A 23734-nucleotide genomic window follows, 5' to 3' on the forward strand; every position below is an offset into this window, starting at 1 on the left:
ATGAACAACCTATTGAGAGATCACAGCTAGCGCGTCCGCCACACCAGCGTGAAGTTGTTCGCCGGCATGGCGATGGTGTCGGCGCGCTGCAGGCCCACCGCTGCGGCCAGCCGGTCGATGTCGGCCATGTCGCGGATGCCGCGCGCCGGGTCCTGGGCGCGCAGGCTCTCCTCGAAGGCGGCGTTGCTGGGCGCGGTGTGGGCGCCATCGCGGCGGAAGGGGCCGTAGACGGCCAGGGTCGCGTCCGGTGCCAGCACGCGGCCCAGTGCGGCGAAGAAGCGCTCGACCTCGGGCCACGACATGATGTGCAGCGTGTTGGCGCTGAAGACGGCGTCGAAGGGGCCTTCAGGCCAGGGGTCGGTCACGTCGAGCGCGATCGGGTCCGGCGTGTTCGGCAGCGCGGCGTCCGCCAGCCAGGCGCGGATGCCGGGCAGGTGCGCCGCCACATCGCTGCACTGCCAGCTCAGCCACGGCATGGCGGCGGCGAAGCGCACCGCATGCTGGCCGGTCCCGCTGCCCACTTCGAGCACCTTCCGGCGCTCGGCGAAGGCGTCGCGCAGCACCGCGAGAATGGGCTCGGCGTTGCGTTCCGCCGCCGGCGCGAAGGGCCTGTCCGCCGCCGGCGCGCTCACAGCAGTTCCCGCACCTTCTCCGGCGGCCGACCGACCACCGCGCGCTCGCCGCGCAGGACGATGGGGCGCTCCAGCAGACGCGGATTCTCGGCGAGGATCTTCAGCCAGTCCGCGCGCATGCGGGTGTCGTCGGGCTTGAGCTTCAGTGCCTTCGCGTCCGGCTCCTTGAAGCGAACCATGTCCGTGGGCTCGCCGCCGAGGGCGGTGCACAGCATGTCCAGCTCGGCGACATCGGGCGGTTCCTTGAGGTACTCGACGACGGTGGGGTTGACGTCGGCGTCGTGCAGCAGCTTGAGCGTCTCGCGGCTCTTCGAGCAGCGCGGGTTGTGATAGATGGTGATGGGTCCGTGGGTCATGCTCCGTATCCTCCGGGTTCCGATGGCGCCTCCGGCGCGAGCGCGCGCAGATGCGCGGCACTGCGCAGCGCATGCACGGTGACGCGCTCCAGCCAGCGCTGCGCAGCGAGCTGGGCGAGCACCGTCTCGATGGCGACGCTGTAGCCGCCGAGGCGCTCGACGATGGCCTGGCGCGCATTGTCGGCGGTATCCCCGATGCGTGCAGAGAAGGTCTCCATCGTGGTGAGCCGCGCCTGCGGGAGGCCGCCATCGCTGACCAGTCCATCCGCGCAGGCGTCGAGTGCGTCGGCGAGCTCGTCGGCCAGGCTGGCCAGCGCCGGCATCTCGCGCAGCGCCGCGGCCCGGCGCGCCGCCTCGAGATCGTCGCGCAGGCTGCGCGCATGGTCGAGCACCTGGCGCAGCCGGCCGAGCCGCTTCTGATCGGTGCGGCCGGAGCCCGGATTGAGCCGCGCGAAGTAGGCGGCGACCGCGTCGAGCGCTGCGCTGTTGCGCACGATCTCCTGCGCCGACGGCGCGGTACCACTGCGCAGGCTGCGGGCCAGCACGCGCATCATGTCGGCCACGCCCCGGTGCAGCACGCTGCCGGCGGCGGCCAGCGCCCACGCCGGCACGCGGCGCAGCAGCGGATCCAGCAGCGGCGTGAGCGGCGCGTGTCCTTCCTCGGGCAGGAGCCGCACCAGCATGCGCACCAGCGGCTGGCGCAGCGCCATCATCAGCAGCGCCACCAGTGCCGCCTGCGCCGATACGAAGATCGCGAGCTGGCCGGCGCGCGAGAAGCCGCCTTCCGGGCTCACCGCGGCCAGCGCATCCGGCAGCCCCGCGACCACCATCAGATAGCCGAGCGCGGCGGCAAGGCACTGCAGCACGATCAGCAGAACGGCCGAGCGGCGCGAGACCGTACCAATCGCGCGCATGGCCGGCATCGCCAGTGCCAGCAGATGCCCCACCGCGAGCGCCATCGCCTGTCCGGCGGTGAGGACCGCGGCCGTGGTGGCGGCCAGTGTCACGACCAGCGCGGTCGCCGGCGAGGCGACCACGACGCCAGCCGCCGTTCCTATGGCCACCAGGACGAGCGCGGTGGCGGCAGTGCCGTTCGACAGCGCGGTGAGCGACCAGCCCAGCCCGCTCCATCCCGAATGGAGCAGATCGATGCCGATCACCGCGAGCCCCAGCGCGGCGACGCCGCTGCCGAGCTGTATCACCCAGCTGCGGGTGCCGAGCCGTGCCAGAAGGGCACCGCCGGCGACGGTGACGAGCGCGACCGAGAGCGCGGGCTTCACCACCAGCGCCCCCCACAGCAGGAGCGGCATCGCGAGCAGCGCACCGATCAGCACACCGGTGGCGGCCCCCAGTCGCTGCTGCGCCCCGGAGGGATGCCCTGCCACCACCGCGGCCGCCGCCAGGCCCGAGGGCGCCACCGGGGCCGACATTGCGCCGGCCAGGAGCGCCGTCACCGCATCGGTCCGCCCGCGCAGCAGCATAGCGTGCAGGCGCGGGCCGGCGATCCCCGCCAGTGCCGCCCGAAGCCAGACCGTGCCGAGCAGGAACAGGCCGCCCCCACCGACAATCACGCACAGGCTCAGCATCGCGTCTTCCTCCCTGGTCGGTCCGCGGTCGATCGTGACGCGACCGCGCGTTCAGAACCCGATGCTACCCCGCGAGTGCGCGCGAGAGCCGCGGGCGAGCTTGACCGAAGCGCGGGTGGCGCTTCGCAGCGGGGTGAGCCCGACCGAAGTGCCGGCGGCACTTCGCACGCGGGCGAACGCCCGGACAGGACGTCCGGGCCGGGGGGTGGTTGGAGCATCGACGATGCGCCATGGACGGCATCGCCAACGTCGCCTTGGGCGTGGGTGGAACGTCCCGCGCAGGAGCGGGGACGTTGCAGGGAATCAAGTTGGAGTCGGCCTGTAAGCCGGGGCGAGTCCCGACCGAAGCGCCGGTGGCGCTTCGCAGCGGGGTGAGCGCTCGGGCCATGGATGGCCCGAGCCTAGTGACCGCGGCCGCCGCTGGCACGACGACCGCCGGAGCGAACTAGTTGGAGTCGGCCTGTAAGCCGGGTTCTGTCAAGAACAGCCATTCCTCTGGGACGCACGTCACCGTGCGCCTCAAGCAGCCTACCCGGAAGCCGCGCGCGGGCCGCGCGCTGGCGGTCGAACCGCCGTGCTTCCCTATTTGGCCTTGCTCCGGACGGGGTTTACCGTGCCGCGAACCGTTGCCGGCCGCGCGGTGCGCTCTTACCGCACCCTTTCACCCTTGCCTGTGCCCGCGAGGGGCCATCGGCGGTCTGCTCTCTGCTGCACTTTCCGTCGGCTCGCGCCGCCCAGGCGTTACCTGGCGTCCTGCCCTGTGGAGCCCGGACTTTCCTCCACCGCTTGCGCGGCAGCAGCTGTTCGGCCAACTCCGCGGACAAGTCTACTCGCTCGCCGGCGGTGCGTCCGCGTCGTCGGCCAGCGCCAGCGCGCGCCGGTACACGGTATTGCGCCGCTCGCCGAGTGCGGCGGCGACCACGCGCGCGGCGCGCGACGGCTCCAGCTCGCGCAGCAGCGGGCGCAGCAGGTCGTCGATGTGCTGCTGCGGATCGCGCGGCGGGCCGGGCGCGATCATGATGACGAACTCGCCGCGCTGTCGGTCGGTATCGGCGGACAGCCAGTCGCTCATGTCCGGAGCCGCGCCCCGCCAGTGCTGCTCGTAGCGCTTGCTGATCTCGCGCGCCAGCGCCACGGTGCGCTCCGGTTCGAGGCTCTGCGCGATGTCCGATGCCAGTCCGGTGATGCGATGGCTGGACTCGTAGAGCACGATGGTGTGTGGCCAGTGCCGATGCGCGCTCAGCCATTCGCGCCGCGCCGCCGGCTTGGGTGGCGGGAAGCCGAAGAAGCTGAAGGCATCGCTGGGCAGTCCCGATGCGGAGAGCGCTGCAACCGCTGCGCACGGCCCCGGCAGCGCGATCACCGGCAGGTCCGCTGCGCGTACCGCACCCACGAGCCGGTAGCCCGGGTCCGAGATCAGCGGTGTGCCGGCGTCCGACACCAGCGCCACGCTCTGTCCCTCCGCGAGCCGCGCCAGCAGGGTGCCCACGACCTGTTCCTCGTTGTGCTCGTGCAGTGCCGTCATGCGTGCGCGCACGCCGAACTGCGCCAGCATGGCGCCGGTGGTGCGGGTGTCCTCGGCGGCGATGACATCGACGCTGCCCAGGATGCGCAGCGCGCGCGGCGACAGGTCCGACAGATTGCCGATCGGCGTCGGCACGACATAGAGCGTGCCGCCTGCGGCGGTCTGCTCGTGCTGCTCGCTCATGCGCTACGTCCCCGAAATCCGCGTGCGATACTTTCAGTATGAATCACGCTAGTCGATGGGCCGCGGCACTGGCGGCCACGGCCGTCGTGCTCGCCGGCACGGCCTGTGCGCCGCTGCCGCGCGAGCGCGGCGACGTGCGCAGCGTCCCGAGCCGCTCCGAACCACCGCTGGCGCGGGCCGAGCGCCTGCTCGACGAAGGGCGCATCGACAGCGCCGAGTCGGCACTGGCGTCGATCGATGCCAGCCGCCTGAACGCCCGCGACCGCCACCGCCTCAAGCTGCTGCGCGTCGAGCTGTCGCTCGCCGCCGGCGAGTCGCTGATCGCGCTGCGCGATCTGCCGCCACCCAACGCCACCCCCGACCGCGCACTGGCGGCCCGTACCGAACTGGTCCGCGCCGAGGTGCTGCAGGCAATGGGGGACATGGGCGGCGCGGTCAGCGCGCTGGTCGACCGCGAGCGCTTCCTCGACGACCCCATCGCCCGCGATCGCAACACCGACCGCATCTGGCAGATGCTCATCGAACAGCCGCTGGGCGCCGACGCCCAGTCGCGCTTCGCCGGCACCGACCGGATCACGCGCGGCTGGTTCGAGCTGGCGCTGATCGCGCGCGGCGCCGTGCCGGGCCAGCGCGAGGCGCTGCTGGCGGGGTGGCGACAGCGCTTCCCGAACCATCCCGCCACCCCCGAGCGTGCGCGCAACATCGGCACGCGTCAGATCGGTGCCGGCTGGGCCAAGGCCGAGACCGGAGGCGCCATCGCCGTGCTGCTGCCCGAGCGCGGCAACTTCGCAGCCATCGGCGCCTCCATCCGCGACGGTCTGGTGGCGGCCTGGGAAGCCAGGCCGGAGCCGCGCCCGCCGCTGCGCTTCTACCACACCGGCGACAGCCCCGAGACGCTGTTCGCGGCCGTCGATCGTGCCCTCGGCGACGGCGCGACGCTGCTCCTCGGCCCGGTACGCAAGGATCTGGTGAATGCGATGGCGCGCTACGGCAGCGTGCCGGTCCCCATGCTCATGCTCAACCGCATGGACGCGGGTACCTGGCCGCCGCGCAACGTCTACCAGTACAGCATCGCCCCCGAGGACGAGGCGCGCGCCGCGGTGCGCCGTGCCGCGCGCGAGGGCCATGGCGACATGGTGGCCCTGCTCATGCGGGCCGACTGGAGCGAGCGCGTCGTTACCGCGCTGCGCACCACCGCCGACGAGTACGGCGCGCGCATCCTGGAGACCCAGTACGTGGCACCGGACGAGGATCTGTCGCCGCCGGTCAAGAGCCTGCTCAACGTCGATGCCGCCGAGGAACGCCATCGCGCGCTGGTGCGCACGCTGGGCATGTCGCCCGAGTTCGAGGCACAGGCGCGCAGCGACGCGGCCTCCATCTTCTTCATCGCGCGCCAGCGCGAGGCGCTGCAGATCGCGCCGCGCTTCGCCTACTTCCGCGCCGGCGAGCGGCCGGTGTACACCACCGCGCTGTCCTGGGACGGCGACATCCCGGTGCCCGAGGAGATCCGCGGCACGCGTCTGTGCGACATGCCCTGGATGATGCACAACCCCGATGCCGAGTGGCGCCTGCTGCGCGAGCGGCTGGCGGAGGAATCGGCCTCGCGCTTCACCCGCTTCCCGCGTCTGTTCGCGCTCGGTCACGACGCCCTGCTCATGGCGCTGCGCTTCCAGCAGGGCTGGGCGCCCGGCGAAGCCTTCCCGGGTGCCACCGGCTTCCTGCAGCTCGGCACCGACGGCGCCGTGACCCGCGAACTGGGCTGCGCCGAGCTCACCGCCGACGGCGCACAGCCGCTGCCCCCGATCACCACGCGCGACGATGCCGCCTTCGGCGACGGCCGCCCCGACCGCGACGGCTACGCCCGGCCCGCCGAGCGCGGCGGCTATTCCCGTGGCGGCACGCGGGAAGACAGCTGGGGACGTGACTACTGAGCGCAGCCGTCGCGGTCGCAGCGCCGAGGATGCTGCGCTGACCCTGCTGCGCGGACACGGACTGCGCCTGCTGGCGCGCAACGTGCGCTCGCGCGGCGGCGAGATCGACCTGGTCATGCGCGACGGCGACACCGTCGTCTTCGTCGAGGTCCGCAGCCGCCGGCGCAGCGACTACGGCACTGCGGCCGAGTCGGTGGGCGCGCGCAAGCAGCAGCGCCTGATCCACGCCGCCCGCACCTGGCTGGCACGCAACCCGCGCGATGCCCGGCGCCCGCTGCGCTTCGACGTCGTGGCCTACACCGGCGCCGACGAGGCCGAGTGGCTGCGCAACGCCATCGAGGTATCGGCATGAACACCGATGCGCTGCTGACCCGTCTGCGCGAGGCGCTGCCCGCGGAGCGCGTGGTCACCGACGAGGCCGAGCGCGTGGCCTACAGCTACGACAACAGCCGCCTCCAGGCGCTGCCCGACGTGGTGGTGCATGCCGCCGGCCATGACGATGTCGTTCATGTCGCGACCTGCTGCCACGCGCTGGGCGTGCCGCTGGTGGCACGCGGACGCGGCACCAACACCACCGGTGCCAGCGTGCCGGTGGCGGGTGGCGTGGCACTGAGCCTCGAGGGCATGCAGCGCATCATCGACTACCGACCCGCGGACCGGCTGCTGGTCTGCGAGGCCGGCACACTCAACGGCACGGTGCAGAGCACCGCCGGAGCCGACGACCTGTTCTGGGCGCCCGATCCCACCAGCGGCGGCTATTCCACCGTGGGCGGCAACATCGCCTGCGGCGCCGGCGGCCCGCGCGCGGTCAAGTACGGCACCGCGCGCGATGCCGTGCTGGGGCTGCGCGCGGTCGACGGAAGCGGTCGCACGCTGGTCACCGGCTGCCGCACCACCAAGGGCGTGGTCGGCTACGACCTCACCCGCCTGCTGGTGGGTAGCGAGGGCACGCTGGCCATCGTCACCGAGGCCACCCTCAAGCTGCTGCCGAGGCCCGCGCTGCGCCGGACCATGCGCGCGGCCTATCGCGATGTCGAATCGGCGGCCGCGGCGGTGGCGCGCATCATGGGCCAGCCGGCCACGCCGTGCGCGCTGGAGTTCATGGACGACCGCGCGGTAGCGCTGGCGCGCGCGCACGCCGCGCTCGATCTGCCCGAGGCGACCGGCGCCCTGCTGCTGCTGGCCGCCGACGGCTTCGAGGCCGGCATCGACCATGACATCGCCGCCATCCGCGCAGCCGCCGAGGGTGATGGCCTGCTCGACTGGCAGGCGGCGGCCGACGAGCACGCCGCCGACGACATCTGGGCGGCGCGCAAGGCGCTGTCGCCGGCGCTGCGCGGCCTGGCGCCGAAGAAGGTCAACGAGGACGTGGCCGTACCGGTGAGCCGGCTCGCCGAACTGGTCGCGGGCCTGCGCGAGCTGTCCGCACGGCACGGCCTGATGATCGTCAACTTCGGGCACGCCGGGAACGGCAACATCCACGTCAACATCCTCGCCGACCCCGACGATGCCGCCCAGATGCGCGCCATCGACGCCTGCCTGGCCGAGGTCTTCGCGCTGGTGCTCGCCCTCGGCGGCACCCTCTCCGGCGAGCACGGGGTGGGCGTTGCCAAGCGTGCCTTCGTGGCGCAGGAGATCGACGCCGGCACGCTGGAGCGCATGCAGGCGATCAAGCGCCTGTTCGACCCCGCCGGCATCCTCAACCCGGGCAAGACGCTCCCCGATCCGGTCCGGGCGTGATCGCTCGATAACTCGTGCACCCGGGCCATCGGCCCGGCACCGATGGGCGTCCACGTCCGTCAGCGCAGGGAGCAACCCGGACGAGTGCACCCCGGCACGCGTGCCCGACGGCCACGGTCGTGCGGCATCGGTGCACGGGCCCGCGCACCTCGAGCCCCATCGCTTCGCGTCACCGGTGCGTCGTCCCGGGGCCGGCCGCGTGCCGCCCCGCAGCGGTCGGGAGGTCCGTTCCATACCACCGTTGCGGCAGCGCCCGGATGCCCGGCCCGCGCGTCCGCTCGGCGTCGTGATATCTCATACTTGCATAACAGAATTGCCGATGTAATACTTCATCCCGCGGTGTGGAGGAGCGATCAAGTGACAGGACGGGAAGGATTGGTCATCGTCGGGGCCGGGCAGGCCGGCTTCCAGTTGGCGGCTTCGGCGCGATCGTCGGGTTACCGCCAACCGATCACGCTCATCGGCGAGGAGCCGGATGCGCCCTACCAGCGTCCGCCGCTCTCGAAGGCCTACCTGCTCGGCCGGAGCGCCAGGGACGGCCTGACGCTGCAGCCCGCCCGGTACTTCGACGATCAGGCGATCGAGCTGCGTCTGGGGGTGTCGGCGGTCGGGATCGATCGGGCCGGCGCGAAGCTGCACCTGGAGGATGGAAGCAGCGTCGGGTATGCAGCGCTGGTCCTCGCGACCGGGGCGGACAATCGGGCGCTGCCCGTTCCGGGCGCGGATCTGCGCGGCATTCATTCCCTTCGGACCCTCGGGGAAGCCGACGCGCTCAAGGCTGAACTGGAGACCGCCCGGCGAGTGGTGATCGTCGGCGGTGGATTCATCGGCCTCGAGATCGCCGCAGTCGCGACCCGGCTGGGCAAGCAGGTGACCGTCGTCGAGGCGCAATCCAGACTCATGGAGCGGGCCGTGACCCCGGAAATCTCCGCGTTCTTCTGCCGCGAGCATCGCGAGCAGGGCGCGACGGTCCGGCTGTCCGCATCGGTGACCTGCTTCGAGGGGCGGCAGGGTGCGGTCAGCGCGGTCCACCTGGATGATGGCAGCACGCTGCCCTGCGACGTGGCGGTGGTCGGCATTGGTGTGACCCCGAACACGCAGCTGGCCGTGTCGGCGGGGCTGCACACCCGGAACGGCATCCTGGTCGATCCACATCTGAGGACGAACGATCCTTCGATACACGCGATCGGTGACTGCGCCGCCTTCGAGGGGGGCGACGGCCAGATCCGCCGAATCGAGTCGATCCAGAACGCGGTGGACCAGGCGAAGCATCTGGCCGCGACGCTGTGCGGATCGCAGCGTCCCTACCGGGCCGTGCCCTGGTTCTGGACAGAGCAGTACGACTGCCGGCTGCAGATGGCCGGACTGACGTCGGGTGCCGATACCACCGTGATCCATGGAAGTCCCGAGGAGCGCAGTTTCTCGGTATTCGCATTTCGAAACGGACGATTGATCGGAGTGGATTCCGTCAATCGTCAGCGGGATCACGTCCGCGCGAGAAAGATGCTGGCTTCGGATCAGGTAACGACTCCGGAAGATATCGCATCCGATGGTGGTGCGATTCGCAATGCCGGCGTTCCGGTTTCCGCAGGCGCTGAAAGGGTTTAGACGCAATACACGAACGGATTCAGGGTGAAAAGAGATATGCAGATAAAGGTTACTGACCATAGCGGCGTCGAGCACGATATCGACGCGCCTGTTGGCGGAAAGATCATGGAGGCGATTCGCCAGGCGGGGCTCCCCGTGGCGGCCCAGTGCGGTGGATGCTGCTCCTGCGCCACCTGCCACGTCTACGTGCACGAGGCCTGGTTGGGGCAGCTCCCGCCGCCCGAGGAGGAAGAGGCGGAAATGCTGGAGCTTGCGGAGGACTGCCGCGATGCGTCCCGGCTCTCGTGCCAGCTGACGGCGGTCGAGGCGCTGGACGGCATCCGGGTCACGCTGGCCCCGGGCAGCCAGCTATAATCGGTCGCTCGTATGGCCTTTCGCTGGCTGCGGGATTAATGCGGTAACAGGCGGTTTTGCTTCTGAATAATTAATACAAGAATCGCAATGCGATGGAGGTTGACATGGAGAGCACGCAATTCCAGCCGGTAGAGAATCTTCCGGAATGGTTGCCCGGCGACATTACATTCGAAAGTCGCCCCCGCGAACACCCTGACCTCATGCTCCGCGGTTTCACCTATGGTTGTCAGGATGTAAAGGTTCCCCCGATGGAGGACTACACCATCGCCCTGTTCCATTGCAGCGGCGGTGCGGTCGGCAACATGGCGCACGGCCAGTGGGAGGACACGCAGGTCCAGTCGGGCAACGTCACCATAATGACCCGCGGCGAGGACACCCGTTGGCGCTGGAGCGGGCCGATCAAGGTGACCCACCTCTATCTGACGCATGCGGCCTTGAATGAAGTCGCGGCATCGGCTTTCGCCACCGACAAGGAATGCGTCCGGTTGCCCAACGTCCTGCATACCGACGATGCGATGCTTCGCCGCATCGTGCAGATGCTCTACAACGAGCTCTGTGCCGACATGATCGGCGTCGACCTGCTGCTGGAGACGCTGCAGACGCAGCTCTGCGTGCACCTGCTGCGCCGGTACGCGACCATCGACATGGAGCGCCGGATCGCGAGCGGCGGCCTCTCGCGCGTGCAGCGCAGGGATATCGTGGCCTTCATCAGGGAGAACATCCACCGGAAGATCACGCTTCCGGAACTCTCCCGGCTCCTGCGGATGAGTGCCTCGCAGACCATCCGGACCTTCCGGTCCGAGTTCGGCGCCACCCCGCACGCCTATGTGCTCCAGCAACGGTTCGAGCACGCGAAGGAGATGATCCGGAGAATGCCCGACGCGCCGCTCAAGATGGTGGCCATCGACAGCGGGTTTTCGGACCAGAGCCACATGACGCGGGTCTTCCAGCGGATGCTGCATCAGAGCCCCGGCGGGTATCGTGCCGATTGCCGGCGCAAGACGCCGACGATTGCATCGATTACCGCGCTGGAGCCAATCGAAGAAGCCTAGGTGGCCCGACGTCGCAGCCGGGGCACCGCCGCCGGTCGCCACTCGCGCTTCGGGCCGGACCTCGAATGGTAATCTCGACCGCCGAAGGCGGGAACGCGAATCCTCGGCAGGCATCACGGCGGGTGCTCCGTTCCGGGGTGCGTGCTCCCGCATGGGGGCTGTCCATTCCGGGGGCGGGTCTTCGAGCCAACGTGGAACTGCGATGAAAGACCAGAAGAAGGCGATCGATCCCCAGAATTCGGTTATCGAATCGCGGCGCCTGTTCTACTTCTATCACGTCGCGAAGCACGGTCGCTTCGTAGCGGCGGAGGCCGCCCTGGGTGTGGCGCAATCGGCGATGAGCCGGCAGATTCAGCAGCTGGAGGCGAGCCTGGGCGTGCCGCTTCTCGTGCGCAACGGGCACGGCGTCACGCTCACGGAGTTCGGCGAGATCCTGTATCGCCACGCCGAGGACATTCTCACCCGCATGGCGAGCTCGCTGGCGGAGCTCAGCGACGCTGCCGACAAGAGCGGCGGGAGCGTCAGCATTGCCGCGCCGCCCACGTTCACCAGCGTCTACATGGTCGCGATAATCGACACCTTCCAGCAGCAGTATCCCAACGTCCGCATCCGGGCCGTCGAAGGATCCACGGGATCGGTCATGAGCCAGTTGAGCACCGGGGAGGTCGACTGTGCCATCGTCCTGCAACCGAAGAAGGCCGGCCGCACGCTGCAGAAGAAGCTGTTGTCCGAGCCCGTGTGCATCATCTGTTCGCCGGACCATCCGGTCGCGGATCAGAAGTTCGTGCCGCGTGCCCAGCTGCGGGAGCTGGACCTGATCCTGCCGGCGTCATTGCACGGATCGAGAGCGCTCCTCCGCGAGTACTTCGACGGGGATGACATCCCGCTCCGCGCCCACATCGAAGCAGACAGCCTGACGCTCACCCGCAATCTGGTCATGCAGAAGAAGGTCTGCACGATCCTGCCCGCGAGCGCGTGCGAAGAGCAGATCGCCGAAGGCACCCTGGTGTCGGTGCCGCTGAAGCCGACATTGAGTCGTGAACTCTTCATCGCCCGATTGAGCGACCGGACTCCGTCCGCGCCTGCCGAGGCGCTGATGTCGATCGTGGTCGACGTGGTCAAGGGTGCGCGCCGCGGCGGGGACGCTGCCGTCGCATAGCCGGCCCGCGACCGTCGGGCGGCATCCCGTGCGGGGTCAGTAGTCGTGGAGCCGTGCCATGTCGCGCACCATCCGCCGTGTCTCGGATGCCTGACCATCCGCGAGTGCGTTGAGAAAGGCCCGTTCGTGATCGTTGGTCGCCGCGCCGGCGTGCGCGCGGTAGAACTGTTCCAGCGTGCGGTGCACCGCGATGGCGGTACCGGTCACGTCCTCCAGGTCGAGGCTCTTCGATGCCGCCAGATCGTCGAGCACGTGCGGGTGCGGCCAGGCGCCGCTGTCGTCCAGCCATGTCCGGAGCAGCGCGTCGTCACCCGAGTCGAGATGTCGTCGCAGCGCGGCCTCCAACTTGTGCTCGTGATCGGCCAGATACTCCAGTGCCATGACGACACGCTTGTCCTCTGCCTGCCGTGCGACCGCGCGGTATCGCCTGGCGAGCGCCACGTGGAATCCGATGGCCCAGTCGACCAGATCCCTGATCTGCTTGAAGCGCATGCGCGTCTCCGCAAGGGTAGGAACGATGTTCAAGCATCATGGAAGTGATCGCGCCGCGAACGTTTGACCCAGATCAATCCGCGAACCGGCCGGTGCGGCCGGATCGGCGCGGGCGAACACGACGAAGCGGTGGGGGCCTCCAGGGGCGATCGCGCGCAGGGGCCAGCAGGTCACCAGCACGAGCTCGTGCCGGTCGCGGATGGCGATGGTCGTGTCGCGTGCGTCGACCACGCGGGTGGTCGACACCCGGTAGTCGGTGCTGCCGCCTTCGTGCTCGAGCGTGATCGGGTCGCCGACCTGCAGCGCCCCCAGCCTGTTGAAGTGGGTATCCCGGTGCGCGCTGATGACGGTCGTGCCGGGCGTGCCCGGTTGCGCCGAGCGCGGGTTGCGGCCGGGCGCGAAGGCGAGGACATGACCGCCGTCGCCCTCAAGCACGATGTGCCGCTCGTCCAGGGTGGGGAAGTGCAGCCTCGCGACCGGCCAGTGCTCCGCGCCCGGCCAGGGCCGGTGCGGTGCGCCCTCGTGCCGTGTCGCGTGCCAGGCGCGCTGGAGCAGGATCTGCGCAACCACCGCCTTGGCCGGTACGCTGACCGCGTAGGCCCCCAGCATCAGGCCGCCGAGCAGCAGCGCCAGGGCCAGGGTGCGGGTCATGCGCACGGTCGATCACCCGCGTTCGCCGGTCCGCGGTCCAGAATCCACAGCATTGCCGACAGCAGAAGCAGCAGGCCGGCGACCAGCATGAGCAGCTGAGCGGGCGTCGCGGTCTGTGCCATGCGGACTTCGGTGCCGGTCATGCCGTGCGGCAGTTCGCGCCCGATGTCGTGCCGTTCGAGCATCGCCTCGCGCACGCGCGCCGGCGTTCGGTCGACCGCGACCAGGCTGGTGAAGCGGCTTACCAGCCCGTGCGTCAGCGCCAGGGTCAGGCTCTCGGTACGCACCGTCTCGGGGTCGGCGCCACGGGCTTCGTCCCGCTGCCATTGCCGCAGCCGCTCGCGTGCCCATGCCTTCGCGATGCCGCTGTGCGCCGCCGGCGGTGGCAGTGACAGGTCGCGCCGCCAGACGCCCTGATTGCGCTTGCCTTCGATGGCGATGCGGTGCGGCGTGTTCTCGAGGCGCATGAGCACCATCAGCGGCTCCCCGGCATAGAGATCGGGGAGCCGCTCCGGCAGGACTTCGGCCTTCACCGGCAGCGACAGCGCGAGGTCCGTGACCGCCGGTGTCTCGAGCTGGCGGAAGAGCGCATCCATGCGCTCCGCCACCTCGCCGGGACTGGCGATCATGGTGCTGGTGCCCCGCCCGAAGTGCGCCATCTCCGTCATCAGATGCGTATTCGGGGCATGGCCGATGCCGACGGTGAACAGGCGGTCGTCACCGAGTTCGCGGGTCATGGCGCGGAACAGCGGCTCGTGGTCGGCGATGGCGCCGTCGGTGATGAACACGATCTGCCGCAGCCGCTCGATTTCGCCGCCCTTCGTGGTCAGCGCGGCGCGCAGACCGCCCAGAAGCTCGGTGCCGCCGTCCGCCGACAGTCGCTCGACCCACCGTCGGGCGCGGGCGATGGACTGCGGCGACGCCGACAACGCACCGTCGTGAAAGCGCGTGGCAACGTGGTTGAACGCCACGATGTTGAAGCGATCCCGCGGGCGCAGGCGCGACAGCGCGCGGTCCAGCGCGGCCTTCGCGGCGCGGATCGGCACGCCGGCCATCGAGCCCGATACATCCAGCACGAAGATCAGCTCGCGCGCCGGCGGCGGGCCGGCGGATGCCGCCGACGGTGGCATCAGCATGAACAGACCGTATTGTCCGCCGTCGAGTGCCTCGGTGAAGAATGCCGCCTGTGGCGCCGTGTCGGTCGCCGGCGCCCAGGAAAGGACGAAGTCCCGGTCCGCGGTGGCGCCCGGAGCCAGCCGGACGCGGGTGCCCGAACCATCGCCCATCGGCTCGCGCGCGATGGCGTGATGGCGGCTGTGGACATCGGCGAGCGCGAAGCCCGGATCCAACGCCACTTCGAGATCGACCGGGCTGGTGGCGTCGTTGCGTGCCGTGTTGCCGACCTCGCCGGGCAGCAGCATCCAGCCGTCGCGGGCCGCTTCGGCCGTTGCGAGCGGGCCGCTCACGGTGTCGTCCTCGCTGCGCCCGTAGCGTGGCGTGATCGCCAGCGGCACGCGCAGGCTGAACTGCTGGTCGCGCCATTCGAGCACGTGCTGGTAGGCGATCTCGACGCTGATCTCGGCGCCCGGCGGGATGTTCGCGACGCTGGTGGTGAACAGGTTGGGACGCTGCTGTTCCACAAGGGCGGTGCGCTGTCCGGCGTCGCGCGCCATCTCGTAGGTGCGCCGGGCCTGCTCGCGTTCCCGGATCTCGCCCTCTATCACCCGCTCGCCGATGCGCAGGCGCAAGGTGTCGACCGCGGCATCCTCGGGCAGCGGGAAGGCGTAGACCGCCTCGACCCAGTCGGCGGTGGGATTGGTGAAGCGCTGACGGATGACGGTGCGCGCCAGCGGCCCGGTCACGCGCACGCGCACGCGGCTGTCGACTGCCGGCAACGGGACATGACCGCCACCGTCGCCGCCGGTGCGTGCCAGCAGTGTGCCGCTGCGCACCTCGTCGAGCGCGACGCGGTCGCCGCCTGCCGGCGTCCGGTCGGCCGCTTCGGCCGCGCTCTGTGCGCCGGCGAGCAGTATCAGCAGCAGGCAGGCGCGCAGCCACGCGGATCGGTGGCGGTGCACGGTGGCGGTAGCGAATGGCGGGGTCTGCATCACGATCACCTCGGGTTGGGCTTCGCGATGCATCCTCGGCTTCATGGTGGGGCTTAGAATGAAGTCGGTGTGAAGTCCGCCGCGCGCAACCGGGAACACCGCATGCCCGACACCGTCGTCCTGCTGGTCGAGGACGAAGCCGCCATCGCCGACAACGTGGTCTACGCGCTCGAGCGTGATGGACTGTCGGTGCATTGGCTGCGCACCGGCGGCGAGGCCCTGCAGTGTCTGGACGTCGTGACGCCGGCGATCGTCGTGCTCGACGTGGGGCTGCCGGACATGAGCGGCTTCGATGTGTGCCGGCGCCTGCGTCAGCGCCTGGACGCCCCCATTCTCTTTCTGACCGCACGCGACGCGGAGGTCGACCGCGTCGTCGGTCTCGAGATCGGCGGCGACGACTACGTGGTCAAGCCCTTCAGTCCGCGCGAGCTGGTGGCGCGCGTGCGCGCGCACCTGCGGGCAGCCGAGCGATTCCGGGAGTCCGCGGGTGCGGCGGGTGGCGAGGGTGGCGCGGCCTTCACCGTGGACGAAGCCGCCATGTGCGCGCGCTACGATGACCGCGCCCTGGCGCTGACCCGCTACGAGTTCCGTCTGCTCGCGACCCTGTACCGGCGTCCCGGTCGGGTGTTCAGCCGCGAGCACCTGCTGGCCGCGGCCTGGGACGACCCCACCGGCGTCTTCGACCGCACCGTGGACACCCACATCAAGACCCTGCGCCAGAAGCTGCGCGACGCTACCGGCGGGCGCGACCCCATCCGCACCCACCGCGGCGTCGGCTACGCATTCGATCCGGAGCGCTGAGCGCGTGTCGCTGCGCGGCCGGACCTTCCTGTTGTTCGCGCTGGCGGTGATCGCCGGGGCCGTGGCGGTGGTGGTCTGGCTGCGCGCCGATCTGCTGCCGCGCTACATGGAAGCGCAGGAGGACATCCTCGCCGACACGGCGCACGCGCTGGCCACGCAGCTCGCGGCAACCGCGCTGGTGCGGCGGGAGAGCGGCGCCGTGCCGAGTGCGGCGCTGCTGGCCGACGGCTTCGCGCCGCTGCACGGGACCGCCCTGCGTGCCCGCATCAGCGGCCTGGTCAAGACCGACTTCGGCCTGCGCATCTACGTCACCGACGCTGCCGGGCGTGTCGTCTACGACTCGGAGAACGGTCGGGACGTCGGTGTCGACTACAGCACCTGGCGCGACGTGAACCGAGCGCTGGCGGGCGACTACGGCGCGCGGACCACGCAGGGCGACTTCCTGCATCCGGATGGCGCCACCATGTACGTTGCCGTGCCCATACGGCATCGCGGTGCCGTCGTCGGCGCGGTCGGCGTCGGCAAGAGCACGCGCAACGCCGAACGCTTCATCGTTTCGGCGGTGGAGCGTCTGGCGCTTGCCGCCGGCGGTGTCCTGATCGTCGCGCTGCTGCTCGGCGCGCTGCTCTACGACTGGCTCAGCCGGCCTCTGGAGCGCCTGCACGCCTATGCGGTGTCGCTGCGCAGCGGCAGGCGGCAGACGCCGCCGAGGCTCGGCAACGACGAGGTCGGCCGCATCGGCACCGCCATGACCGAGCTGCGCGATGCGCTCGACGGCAAGCAGTACGTCGAGCAGTACGTGCAGTCCCTGGCCCACGAGTTGAAGACCCCCACGGCGGCCATCACCGGCGCCGCCGAGCTCCTCGAGGCCGATATGCCGGCAGGCGACCGCGCCCGCTTCATCGCCAACATGCGCGACGAGGCCGAGCGGCTCGACACCATCGTCCGACGGGTGCTGGAGCTGGCCACGCTGGAGAATCGTCGCGATCTGCGGGCCGCCGAGTCCCTGTCCGTCGATGCGCTGATCGCGGACAGCGTCGACGGTGCGGGCGCGCAGGCGGCGGCGCGCGGAGTGGTCATCGCGATCGATGGCGCGACCGGCCTGACGGTGCGCGGCGAGCGGTTCCTGCTGCAGCGTGCCGTGAGCAACCTGCTGGCCAATGCGCTCGATTTCGCGCCGCCGGGCAGCTGCGTGCATGTCGCCGCGTGCGCGCGGGACGGCGGCGTCGCGATCGTGGTGCGCGACGAGGGCCCCGGGGTTCCGGAGTACGCGCGGGAACGGGTCTTCGACCGCTTCTATTCGCTGCCGCGCGCGGACGGGCGGAAGAGCACGGGGCTCGGGCTCGCGTTCGTCGCGGAGATCGCCGAACTGCACGGAGGCAGCGTGCGGCTCATGCCCGCTGACGGGGGCGGTACGGTGGCGGAGCTGTGCGTGCCCGGCGGCAGTACCCGCGACCGCGGGTAGGGACGCCACGGCGGGGGACGGGATCTGCACACGGCGTCCGTTCCCCGGCGCGCGTGGCAGTGGTCCGAAGCCCTGGCGCAGTGATGGCCGGCCCGCGGGTGCGCTCCGGGATCACGGTGACGCGCGCGAGCAGAAGTCCAGGACGTTGATGCCGCTTCCCAGGTCCAGCGACAGGATGCTCGAACTGACCGTGAGCTCGACGCCGTTGAAGGGGCTTGATGCCACGAACCCGACGATCTCGCGCCGCTGGTCACCGAGAATGGACAGGCCGAGCAGGTCGAGCTCGGTTCCTTCACCGAAGCCCGCGGACTCGACCGCCTGCCCGTTGAGGAACGTCGTGACCGTGATCTGTTTCGCGACCGATGCCTGCACGAGGCTCGCCGGAAAGGCGATCTCGAATGCGGCCAGGCTGCCTCCCGACAGCCGCCCGGGCAGCTCGACGGCCACTCCGGCCGCGCCGCCTAGAAGGCCGTCGAGCAGTCCGACCGAATACGAGATGCTGGTCGCGGTCCCCAGATTGCCGTCGGCGGCGGCAGCCGGATCGGCGACGATACAGGCGACGAAACCCAGCAATGCGCATACCGCGCCGCGGCGAACCGGCGTGGCGACCGCGCCGGCCGGAGCCGCCTCGACGCAGCGCGCCTCCGATAGATCGGTAGCGGCCTGCGAGCCACCGTCACTGCAGGCGCACAGCAGTGCAACCGAACCGTAGATGGCCAGTCGTCCGCAAGCCGGAATGTGCATTGTCTCCCCCTCTCCCCGTGGCTGTCGTTGTCGCTGCGCTGCAGCGTGTGCGTGCCGGCGAGGATGGAGCGAAGGGATCGATCGCGACAGCGCACTTCACTGCGCCGGGGTGTAGGGAACGCTTTGGTGTGCGTGTAGGTATCGGCGTACACACGCGCGGCGGCGCGGAAGCCGCTTCGCCGTGTCACCGTATCCGACCCTGTCGCGAGCGTGGGCCATGGCGAACGAGGCGTCGCCCGGTCGCACGCCCGAGGGCCGCGCGTTCCGTGCATCCGGGCAGGGGGTGCCGTGCCGAGGGCGCCGGCAGCGAGCGGACGATCCGTCAGGTCCGCCGGTCCCGGTGCGGCCCGGTCGTCATGCGCTCCACCATGTCGGCGAGGCCGTTCACCAGATCGTCGAAGGGCACGATGGGCGGGTTCTCGCCGAGGTGCTGGCTGATCACGGCGACGCCCCCGTGAATGGCGATGTAGCTGATCACGTGCAGCTGCGGTACGGCGGCGTATTCGGGATGGTGGATGATGTACTGGCCCGCCAGATCGCGCAGCAGCTTGTTGATGCGGGCGTGCGTGCTGCGCAGCTCGCGCGGGTTCTGACTGGCGAGATAGCTCGCGTAGCGGCCGCCGTCGGCCTGAAGGAAGGCGCGCAGCTCGGCCAGCAGCCTGACCACCAGCGATCGCAGCTCGAGCGTCACCAGCGTCGGGATCTGCGGACGCAGGCGCCCGACCAGTTCGTCGACCATGCGCTGGTTCATCGCCGTGACGATGGCCTCCTTGTTCTCGAAATACTCGTATACCGATCCGACTCCCACGCCGGCGGTGTCGGCGATTCGGCGCGTCGTGACGCCCTCCATTCCCCCGCGCGCGGCCTCGATAAAGCCCGCCGAAACAATGGCATCGACGGTGCGTTGCGAGCGCGACTGCTGCGGTTTCCGGGTGCGTCCCATAATCCGAATTGAATCCGAACATTAGATCGGATTATCGTGCCACCAATCAATGGCACATTCAACAGGGGCGTGCATGGTCGCCACCGGAAGGAAGGATGAGGCGCTCGCGGCACGGGCCGTGGTGACGGGCGCCGGCAGCGGCATCGGTCGCGCGTTCGCGCGGGAGCTGGGCCGCCGGGGCGGGCGCGTCGTCTGCGCGGACATCGACATCGATCGCGCCCGCGAGACGGTCGACATGCTGCGTTCCGAAGGAGCGGACGGGTTGCCCGTGCAGGTCGATGTCGGGAGCCTGCAGCAGGTCGAGCAAATGGCCGAGCAGGCTGATGCCTTCTTCTCCGGCGCGCCGACGCTGGTGGTCAACAACGCCGGCGTCGGGGCGGGCGGCCAGCCCATCGGGGTCACGCCCATTGCCGACTGGCAGTGGGTGCTGAACGTCAATCTCTGGGGCGTCATCCATGGCAGCCACGTGTTCATGCCGCGGTTGCGCGATCAGGGCTTCGGCGGCGTCATCAACGTCTGCTCCACGGCCAGCTTCGCCGCAGCGCCCCGGATGGGACCGTATTCGACCAGCAAGGCGGCGGCGCTGGCGCTGACCGAAACGCTGGCCGCGGAAGCCAGCGGCAGCGGTGTGTCGGTGACGGCACTCTGCCCCACTTTCGTGAAGACCGACATCGTGCGCAGCGGTCGCATCGAGGCCGGCGCCCAGGCTCTGGCCGGTCGCCTGATGGCGTCCTGGTCGGTGGCGCCGGAGCGGGTCGTGCGGGATGCGCTGCGCGGTCTGGCGCGCGGTCAGCTCTACGTCGTGCCCCAACTGGACGCTCGCACCATCTGGCGCACCAAGCGCTGGATGCCGGCGCTGTACACCCGCGGCGCAGGCCGCCTCAATCGATTGCTGGCCGCAAGGGCCTGAGGAGTGACCATGTCCGACAAGATCGACCTCGACAGGATGCTGGAGAAGGTCAAGGCTTCGCAGTGGGCCCTGGTGGATATCGACTGGGATGCCCCGGGCGCCGAGCTGGTGACCGAGGCGCAGTGGCCCAAGCTCAAGGCTTTCATGAGCGATCTGATGTGGATCGAGCATGTGGGAGCACGCGGTTTCGCGGCGATGGCCAAGGGGGCACCCACCGAGACCCTGCGCGAGCTCTACAGCTATTTCCATGCCGAGGAACAGCGCCATGCCAACGCCGAGATGGCGCTGATGAAGCGCTGGGGGATGCTGGAAGGCGACGAGCTGCCGGAGCCCAACATCAATCTGCGGCTGGTGATCGAGTGGCTGGATCGCTACGCCGACGAGATGCCCTACCACGTGCTGAGCACGGTCATCCCGATGCTGGAGGTCGCGCTGGACGGAGCGTTGTGCAAGTTCCTGCTCGATACCGTCGACGACCCGGTCTGCCATCAGGCCTTCGGGCTCATCAACGGTGACGAGGCCCGCCACCTCGGCGTGGGCTTCACCGTCATGGAGATGCAGGGACGCAATGCCAGTCTCGTCCGGATGGTCGAGATGCTGGCGCCGGTCGTGGATCCGCGGCTGCTGATCGGCATCGCGACCTATCTGCCCCTGCTCAACAAGATGCGCGACAACGTGGTCGCGATGGGGCTGGGCGAGAAGAAGCTCTTCCAGGCCATGCGGCGCTTCGAGAAGGTCGGCGAGCGCAGTGCGCACTGCCGTCGCAATCCCTGGTACCAGATCATTTCCCGCCATGCGCGCCTGGTCACCAACCGCGGCAACGTCGTCTACCACCGACCGGTCGACATGCTGGTCCGGCTGACCGGTCGCATTCCCGCGCGCTGGCTGCCGGCGGTGCCGTCATGGGTCCACGAGCTGCGCTGGCAGCCCACCGCCTAGGGAGCGCGCAATGGCAATGATTCGGGGGTGGAGCGACTTCGCCGGCGAGATCGTGGTCGCGGGTCGTGATCCGCTGCCCGCGCACGGTGCCGGACGCAGGGTCGCGCTGATCGGCCGTGCCGAGCAGCTGGTGCCGCTGGTGGCGCCGCTGGCCGACGATGCCGAGAAGTTGACCGTGTTCCAGCGCCACCCGTGCTGGGTGGTGCCGGAGCGCGACGCGCTTCTGCCGGCGCGCAATCCGCGCCGGGCGGTGTCGGTCGCGCGCCGGCATCTGAACGCGTGGATCCCGGAGCGCTGGATGCGGCGGCAATTGACGCCGTCGCGCACCGGTGCGGATGGCTCGGTGCCGGTGCTGGCATCGGACCGCTACTATCCGGCGCTGCTGCAGGCGCACTGCAAGCTGCTGACCTGGCCCATCGACCGCCTCAGCCGGCACGGTGTGCGCAGCGTCGAAGGCATCGAGCATCACTGCGATCTCATCGTCGTCGCCGCTCCCGAGCAGCGGAGCATCGCCGCATGACCCGCGTCGGCGATCGGATCGATCACGAGGTCGCGATCATCGGCGCCGGCTTCTCCGGCATCGGGGTCGCCATTGCCCTGGATCGAGCCGGCATTCGCGACTGGCGGATCCTGGAGCAGGGCGATGGCGTCGGCGGTGCCTGGCACTGGAACACGTATCCCGGCGTGGCGGTGGACATCCCGTCGTTCAGCTATCAGTTCTCGTACTACCAGCGCAGCGACTGGTCGCGGGTATACGCACCGGGTGCCGAGCTCAAGGCCTATGCCGAGGACTGCGTGGGGCATTTCGGTCTGCGGGACCGCATCCGCTTCAACACCGCCGTTACCGGCGCCGTCTTCGACGAGGAAGCGGACGCCTGGGCGTTGTCGACGGATACCGGTACGACCCTGACCGTCCGCCACCTGGTGTCCGCGACCGGCATCCTCACGCAGCCCAGGCTGCCGGACATTCCGGGTGTGGCGGATTTCGCGGGCACCACGCTGCATACCGCACGCTGGGACCATGCCGTCGATCTGCGCGGCAAGCGCGTCGGCATCGTGGGCACCGGGGCCTCCGCGGTACAGGTGGTGCCGTCGATCGCGCCCGAGGTCGCACATCTCACCGTGTTCCAGCGCACGCCCATCTGGTGCCTGCCCAAACCGGACGCCCGGCTCACCGCGCCCCTGCGCCAGCTGCTGCGGCGGGTTCCCGGCGCGAGGGGCGGGATGCGGGCGCTGAGCCAGGGCTTCGTCGAAACCACGTTCCCCTTCGCCGCCCACTACAACTCGGTGCTTCCGGTGGCGTCGGTGGGTGCGCGCATCGGTCGCCGCCATCTCGCGCGGCAGGTCCGCGATCCGGTGGTGCGCGACAAGCTGACGCCGCGCTACGACCTCGGCTGCAAGCGCCCCAGCTTCTCCAACGAGTATCTGGCCACCTTCAACCGGGACAACGTGTCGCTGGAAACCGCGTCGATCGTGGAAATCGGGCCGACGGCCGTGCGCACGCAGGACGGCGGCGACCATCCGCTCGACGTCCTGATCCTGGCGACCGGCTTCAAGGTCTTCGAGGCCGGCAACGCACCGCCGTTTCCGGTGCACGGCCGCGGCGAGCTGGAGCTCGGCGCGTTCTGGAAGCGGAACCGGCACCAGGCCTACGAAGGTGCGACCGTACCGGGCTTTCCCAACTACTTCACCGTCCTGGGGCCCTACGCCTACAACGGCGCGTCCTACTTCACGCTGGTGGAGAACCAGGCGCGCCATATCGTGCGCTGCCTGAAGCGGGCGCGACGGACCGGTGCCCGGCGCGTGGAGGTCCGGCAGGCCGCCCACGAGCGCTACTTCGCCGAGATGCTGAAGCGCCGCCCGCGGCAGGTCTTCTTCCGGGGCAGCTGCGGGGGCGCCAACAGCTACTACTTCGATGAGCACGGCGATGTGCCGTTCCGGCCGGCCACCACACTGGAGGCGTACTGGCGCAGCGCGCGCTTCGACCTGGCCGACTACCGCTTCTCCGGCGGCTGAGCGCAGGGACGCGCCCGGGGCGGCGTCAGATGTTGGCGGTGGCCAGGTCCTCCACCGTCACCAGGCGCAGGAGACCACCCTCGCGGTCGAGGAACTCGAAGAGCGTGCCATCGTCCGACTGCATGCTGAAGAAGAGCAGCGACCCTTCGGCGCCACCGTATTCCATGTGCAGGTCGCCGGGCGGGTTGTCGGCGACGTGGCCCGGCTGTCGCGTCTTGTGCACGGTCTCGTGGGGGTGCTCCTCGACGACGTGATGCTCGCCGGCGAGCACCGCGACGGTCGTGCGTCCGACGTGCCGGTGGAAGTGGCAGTAGCGTTCCGGCTCCCAGCGGACCAGGAAGTCGGCGCGATGGGTGTCGATGTCGGTTCCCATCACCGCGACCCAGTAGTCGATGGGGTAGTCGAAGGCATCACCCCCTTCCAGACGCACCCATTCGAGGCCGCGGGTGCTGTACGGGCTCAGTTCGGCCAGACGGCGCTCGATTGCGGCGTTCATCGTCATGTCTCCTCCTCGTTCCGCGGTGCGCGGTTGTCCATGC

The 23734-nt window shown here is 70.0% G+C and carries 23 protein-coding genes and 1 other RNA gene; 13 read left to right on the forward strand and 11 right to left on the reverse strand.

Annotated elements, in window-relative coordinates:
- Positions 1-26: 26 nt before the first annotated feature.
- The 5 genes from KAH28_RS04000 to rsmI all read right to left on the reverse strand — a co-directional run bounded on the left by KAH28_RS04000 (position 27) and on the right by rsmI (position 4282).
- Entirely contained in the window at positions 27-632 is a 606-nt protein-coding gene (locus KAH28_RS04000; protein ID WP_290574520.1) for a DUF938 domain-containing protein, read from the reverse strand.
- The gene (gene arsC / locus KAH28_RS04005) at positions 629-988 is read right to left on the reverse strand and encodes an arsenate reductase (glutaredoxin) (RefSeq protein ID WP_290574521.1); all 360 of its coding nucleotides are present in this window, start codon (positions 986-988) and stop codon (positions 629-631) included. The genes KAH28_RS04000 and arsC overlap by 4 nt, the downstream gene beginning before the upstream one ends.
- Positions 985-2574 carry a hypothetical protein gene (locus tag KAH28_RS04010; RefSeq protein WP_290574522.1) on the reverse strand — a complete coding sequence of 530 codons (1590 nt, stop codon included), beginning with the start codon at positions 2572-2574 and terminating at the stop codon, positions 985-987. Before KAH28_RS04010 ends, arsC begins: the two co-directional genes overlap by 4 nt.
- Positions 2575-3021: 447 nt before the next feature.
- Positions 3022-3390, reverse strand: an RNA gene (gene rnpB / locus KAH28_RS04015) — RNase P RNA component class A.
- Between the two features lie 10 nt (positions 3391-3400).
- Positions 3401-4282, reverse strand: a complete 882-nt coding sequence (rsmI, locus tag KAH28_RS04020) for a 16S rRNA (cytidine(1402)-2'-O)-methyltransferase (protein WP_290574523.1) — start codon at positions 4280-4282, stop codon at positions 3401-3403.
- 38 nt (positions 4283-4320) lie between these two features.
- Here rsmI and KAH28_RS04025 point away from each other — a divergent pair, with 38 nt between their 5' ends.
- The 7 genes from KAH28_RS04025 (at position 4321) to KAH28_RS04055 (ending at position 12126) form a co-directional block, all read left to right on the forward strand.
- Complete coding sequence (locus KAH28_RS04025) at positions 4321-6213, forward strand: penicillin-binding protein activator (protein WP_290574524.1); 1893 nt, start codon at positions 4321-4323, stop codon at positions 6211-6213.
- Positions 6203-6565: a YraN family protein gene (locus KAH28_RS04030; RefSeq protein ID WP_290574525.1), complete on the forward strand. Its 363-nt coding sequence runs from the start codon at positions 6203-6205 to the stop codon at positions 6563-6565. The genes KAH28_RS04025 and KAH28_RS04030 overlap by 11 nt, the downstream gene beginning before the upstream one ends.
- Entirely contained in the window at positions 6562-7953 is a 1392-nt protein-coding gene (locus KAH28_RS04035; protein ID WP_290574526.1) for an FAD-linked oxidase C-terminal domain-containing protein, read from the forward strand. The genes KAH28_RS04030 and KAH28_RS04035 overlap by 4 nt, the downstream gene beginning before the upstream one ends.
- 357 nt (positions 7954-8310) lie before the next feature.
- Entirely contained in the window at positions 8311-9561 is a 1251-nt protein-coding gene (locus tag KAH28_RS04040; RefSeq protein ID WP_290574527.1) for an FAD-dependent oxidoreductase, read from the forward strand.
- A 36-nt stretch (positions 9562-9597) separates the two neighbouring features.
- Positions 9598-9915: a 2Fe-2S iron-sulfur cluster-binding protein gene (locus KAH28_RS04045; RefSeq protein WP_290574528.1), complete on the forward strand. Its 318-nt coding sequence runs from the start codon at positions 9598-9600 to the stop codon at positions 9913-9915.
- Between the two features lie 104 nt (positions 9916-10019).
- Positions 10020-10967: an AraC family transcriptional regulator gene (locus KAH28_RS04050; RefSeq protein ID WP_290574529.1), complete on the forward strand. Its 948-nt coding sequence runs from the start codon at positions 10020-10022 to the stop codon at positions 10965-10967.
- A gap of 202 nt (positions 10968-11169) precedes the next feature.
- Complete coding sequence (locus KAH28_RS04055) at positions 11170-12126, forward strand: LysR family transcriptional regulator (protein ID WP_290574530.1); 957 nt, start codon at positions 11170-11172, stop codon at positions 12124-12126.
- Positions 12127-12162: 36 nt separating this feature from the next.
- Here the strand turns inward: KAH28_RS04055 and KAH28_RS04060 are convergent, their stop codons facing one another.
- The 3 genes from KAH28_RS04060 to KAH28_RS04070 are packed head-to-tail and all read right to left on the reverse strand — an operon-like array spanning position 12163 to position 15410.
- Complete coding sequence (locus KAH28_RS04060; protein WP_290574531.1) at positions 12163-12618, reverse strand: hypothetical protein; 456 nt, start codon at positions 12616-12618, stop codon at positions 12163-12165.
- Between the two features lie 36 nt (positions 12619-12654).
- The gene (locus KAH28_RS04065; protein ID WP_290574532.1) at positions 12655-13269 is read right to left on the reverse strand and encodes a class GN sortase; all 615 of its coding nucleotides are present in this window, start codon (positions 13267-13269) and stop codon (positions 12655-12657) included.
- Positions 13266-15410, reverse strand: a complete 2145-nt coding sequence (locus KAH28_RS04070; protein WP_290574533.1) for a marine proteobacterial sortase target protein — start codon at positions 15408-15410, stop codon at positions 13266-13268. The genes KAH28_RS04065 and KAH28_RS04070 overlap by 4 nt, the downstream gene beginning before the upstream one ends.
- A 69-nt stretch (positions 15411-15479) precedes the next feature.
- Here KAH28_RS04070 and creB point away from each other — a divergent pair, with 69 nt between their 5' ends.
- Positions 15480-16178 carry a two-component system response regulator CreB gene (creB, locus tag KAH28_RS04075; protein WP_290574534.1) on the forward strand — a complete coding sequence of 233 codons (699 nt, stop codon included), beginning with the start codon at positions 15480-15482 and terminating at the stop codon, positions 16176-16178.
- A 4-nt stretch (positions 16179-16182) separates the two neighbouring features.
- A complete protein-coding gene (gene creC / locus KAH28_RS04080) occupies positions 16183-17643 on the forward strand; it encodes a two-component system sensor histidine kinase CreC (RefSeq protein ID WP_290574535.1) in 1461 nt (486 codons plus the stop codon).
- Positions 17644-17754: 111 nt separating this feature from the next.
- On the opposite strand, the gene KAH28_RS04085 is transcribed toward creC, so the two are convergent.
- Together KAH28_RS04085 and KAH28_RS04090 are read right to left on the reverse strand one after the other, a co-directional pair.
- Positions 17755-18387: a hypothetical protein gene (locus KAH28_RS04085; protein ID WP_290574536.1), complete on the reverse strand. Its 633-nt coding sequence runs from the start codon at positions 18385-18387 to the stop codon at positions 17755-17757.
- 322 nt (positions 18388-18709) lie between these two features.
- Positions 18710-19330, reverse strand: a complete 621-nt coding sequence (locus tag KAH28_RS04090) for a TetR/AcrR family transcriptional regulator (RefSeq protein WP_290574537.1) — start codon at positions 19328-19330, stop codon at positions 18710-18712.
- Positions 19331-19403: 73 nt separating this feature from the next.
- On the opposite strand from KAH28_RS04090, the gene KAH28_RS04095 reads away from it, so the two are divergent.
- From KAH28_RS04095 to KAH28_RS04110, 4 genes are read left to right on the forward strand one after another with little or no spacing between them, the layout of a single operon-like run.
- Positions 19404-20240: an SDR family NAD(P)-dependent oxidoreductase gene (locus KAH28_RS04095; RefSeq protein WP_290574538.1), complete on the forward strand. Its 837-nt coding sequence runs from the start codon at positions 19404-19406 to the stop codon at positions 20238-20240.
- 9 nt (positions 20241-20249) lie between these two features.
- A complete protein-coding gene (locus KAH28_RS04100) occupies positions 20250-21179 on the forward strand; it encodes a hypothetical protein (RefSeq protein ID WP_290574539.1) in 930 nt (309 codons plus the stop codon).
- A 10-nt stretch (positions 21180-21189) separates the two neighbouring features.
- Positions 21190-21699, forward strand: coding sequence for a hypothetical protein (locus KAH28_RS04105; protein ID WP_290574540.1), 510 nt, complete (start codon positions 21190-21192; stop codon positions 21697-21699).
- Positions 21696-23195 (forward strand): NAD(P)/FAD-dependent oxidoreductase, encoded by a 1500-nt coding sequence (locus tag KAH28_RS04110; RefSeq protein WP_290574541.1) that lies wholly within the window; start codon positions 21696-21698, stop codon positions 23193-23195. Before KAH28_RS04105 ends, KAH28_RS04110 begins: the two co-directional genes overlap by 4 nt.
- Before the next feature lie 25 nt (positions 23196-23220).
- On the opposite strand, the gene KAH28_RS04115 is transcribed toward KAH28_RS04110, so the two are convergent.
- The gene (locus KAH28_RS04115; RefSeq protein ID WP_290574542.1) at positions 23221-23691 is read right to left on the reverse strand and encodes a hypothetical protein; all 471 of its coding nucleotides are present in this window, start codon (positions 23689-23691) and stop codon (positions 23221-23223) included.
- Positions 23692-23734: the final 43 nt, after the last annotated feature.

The organism is Algiphilus sp. (genome assembly GCF_023145115.1).
Classification (GTDB): Bacteria; Pseudomonadota; Gammaproteobacteria; order Nevskiales; family Nevskiaceae; genus Algiphilus.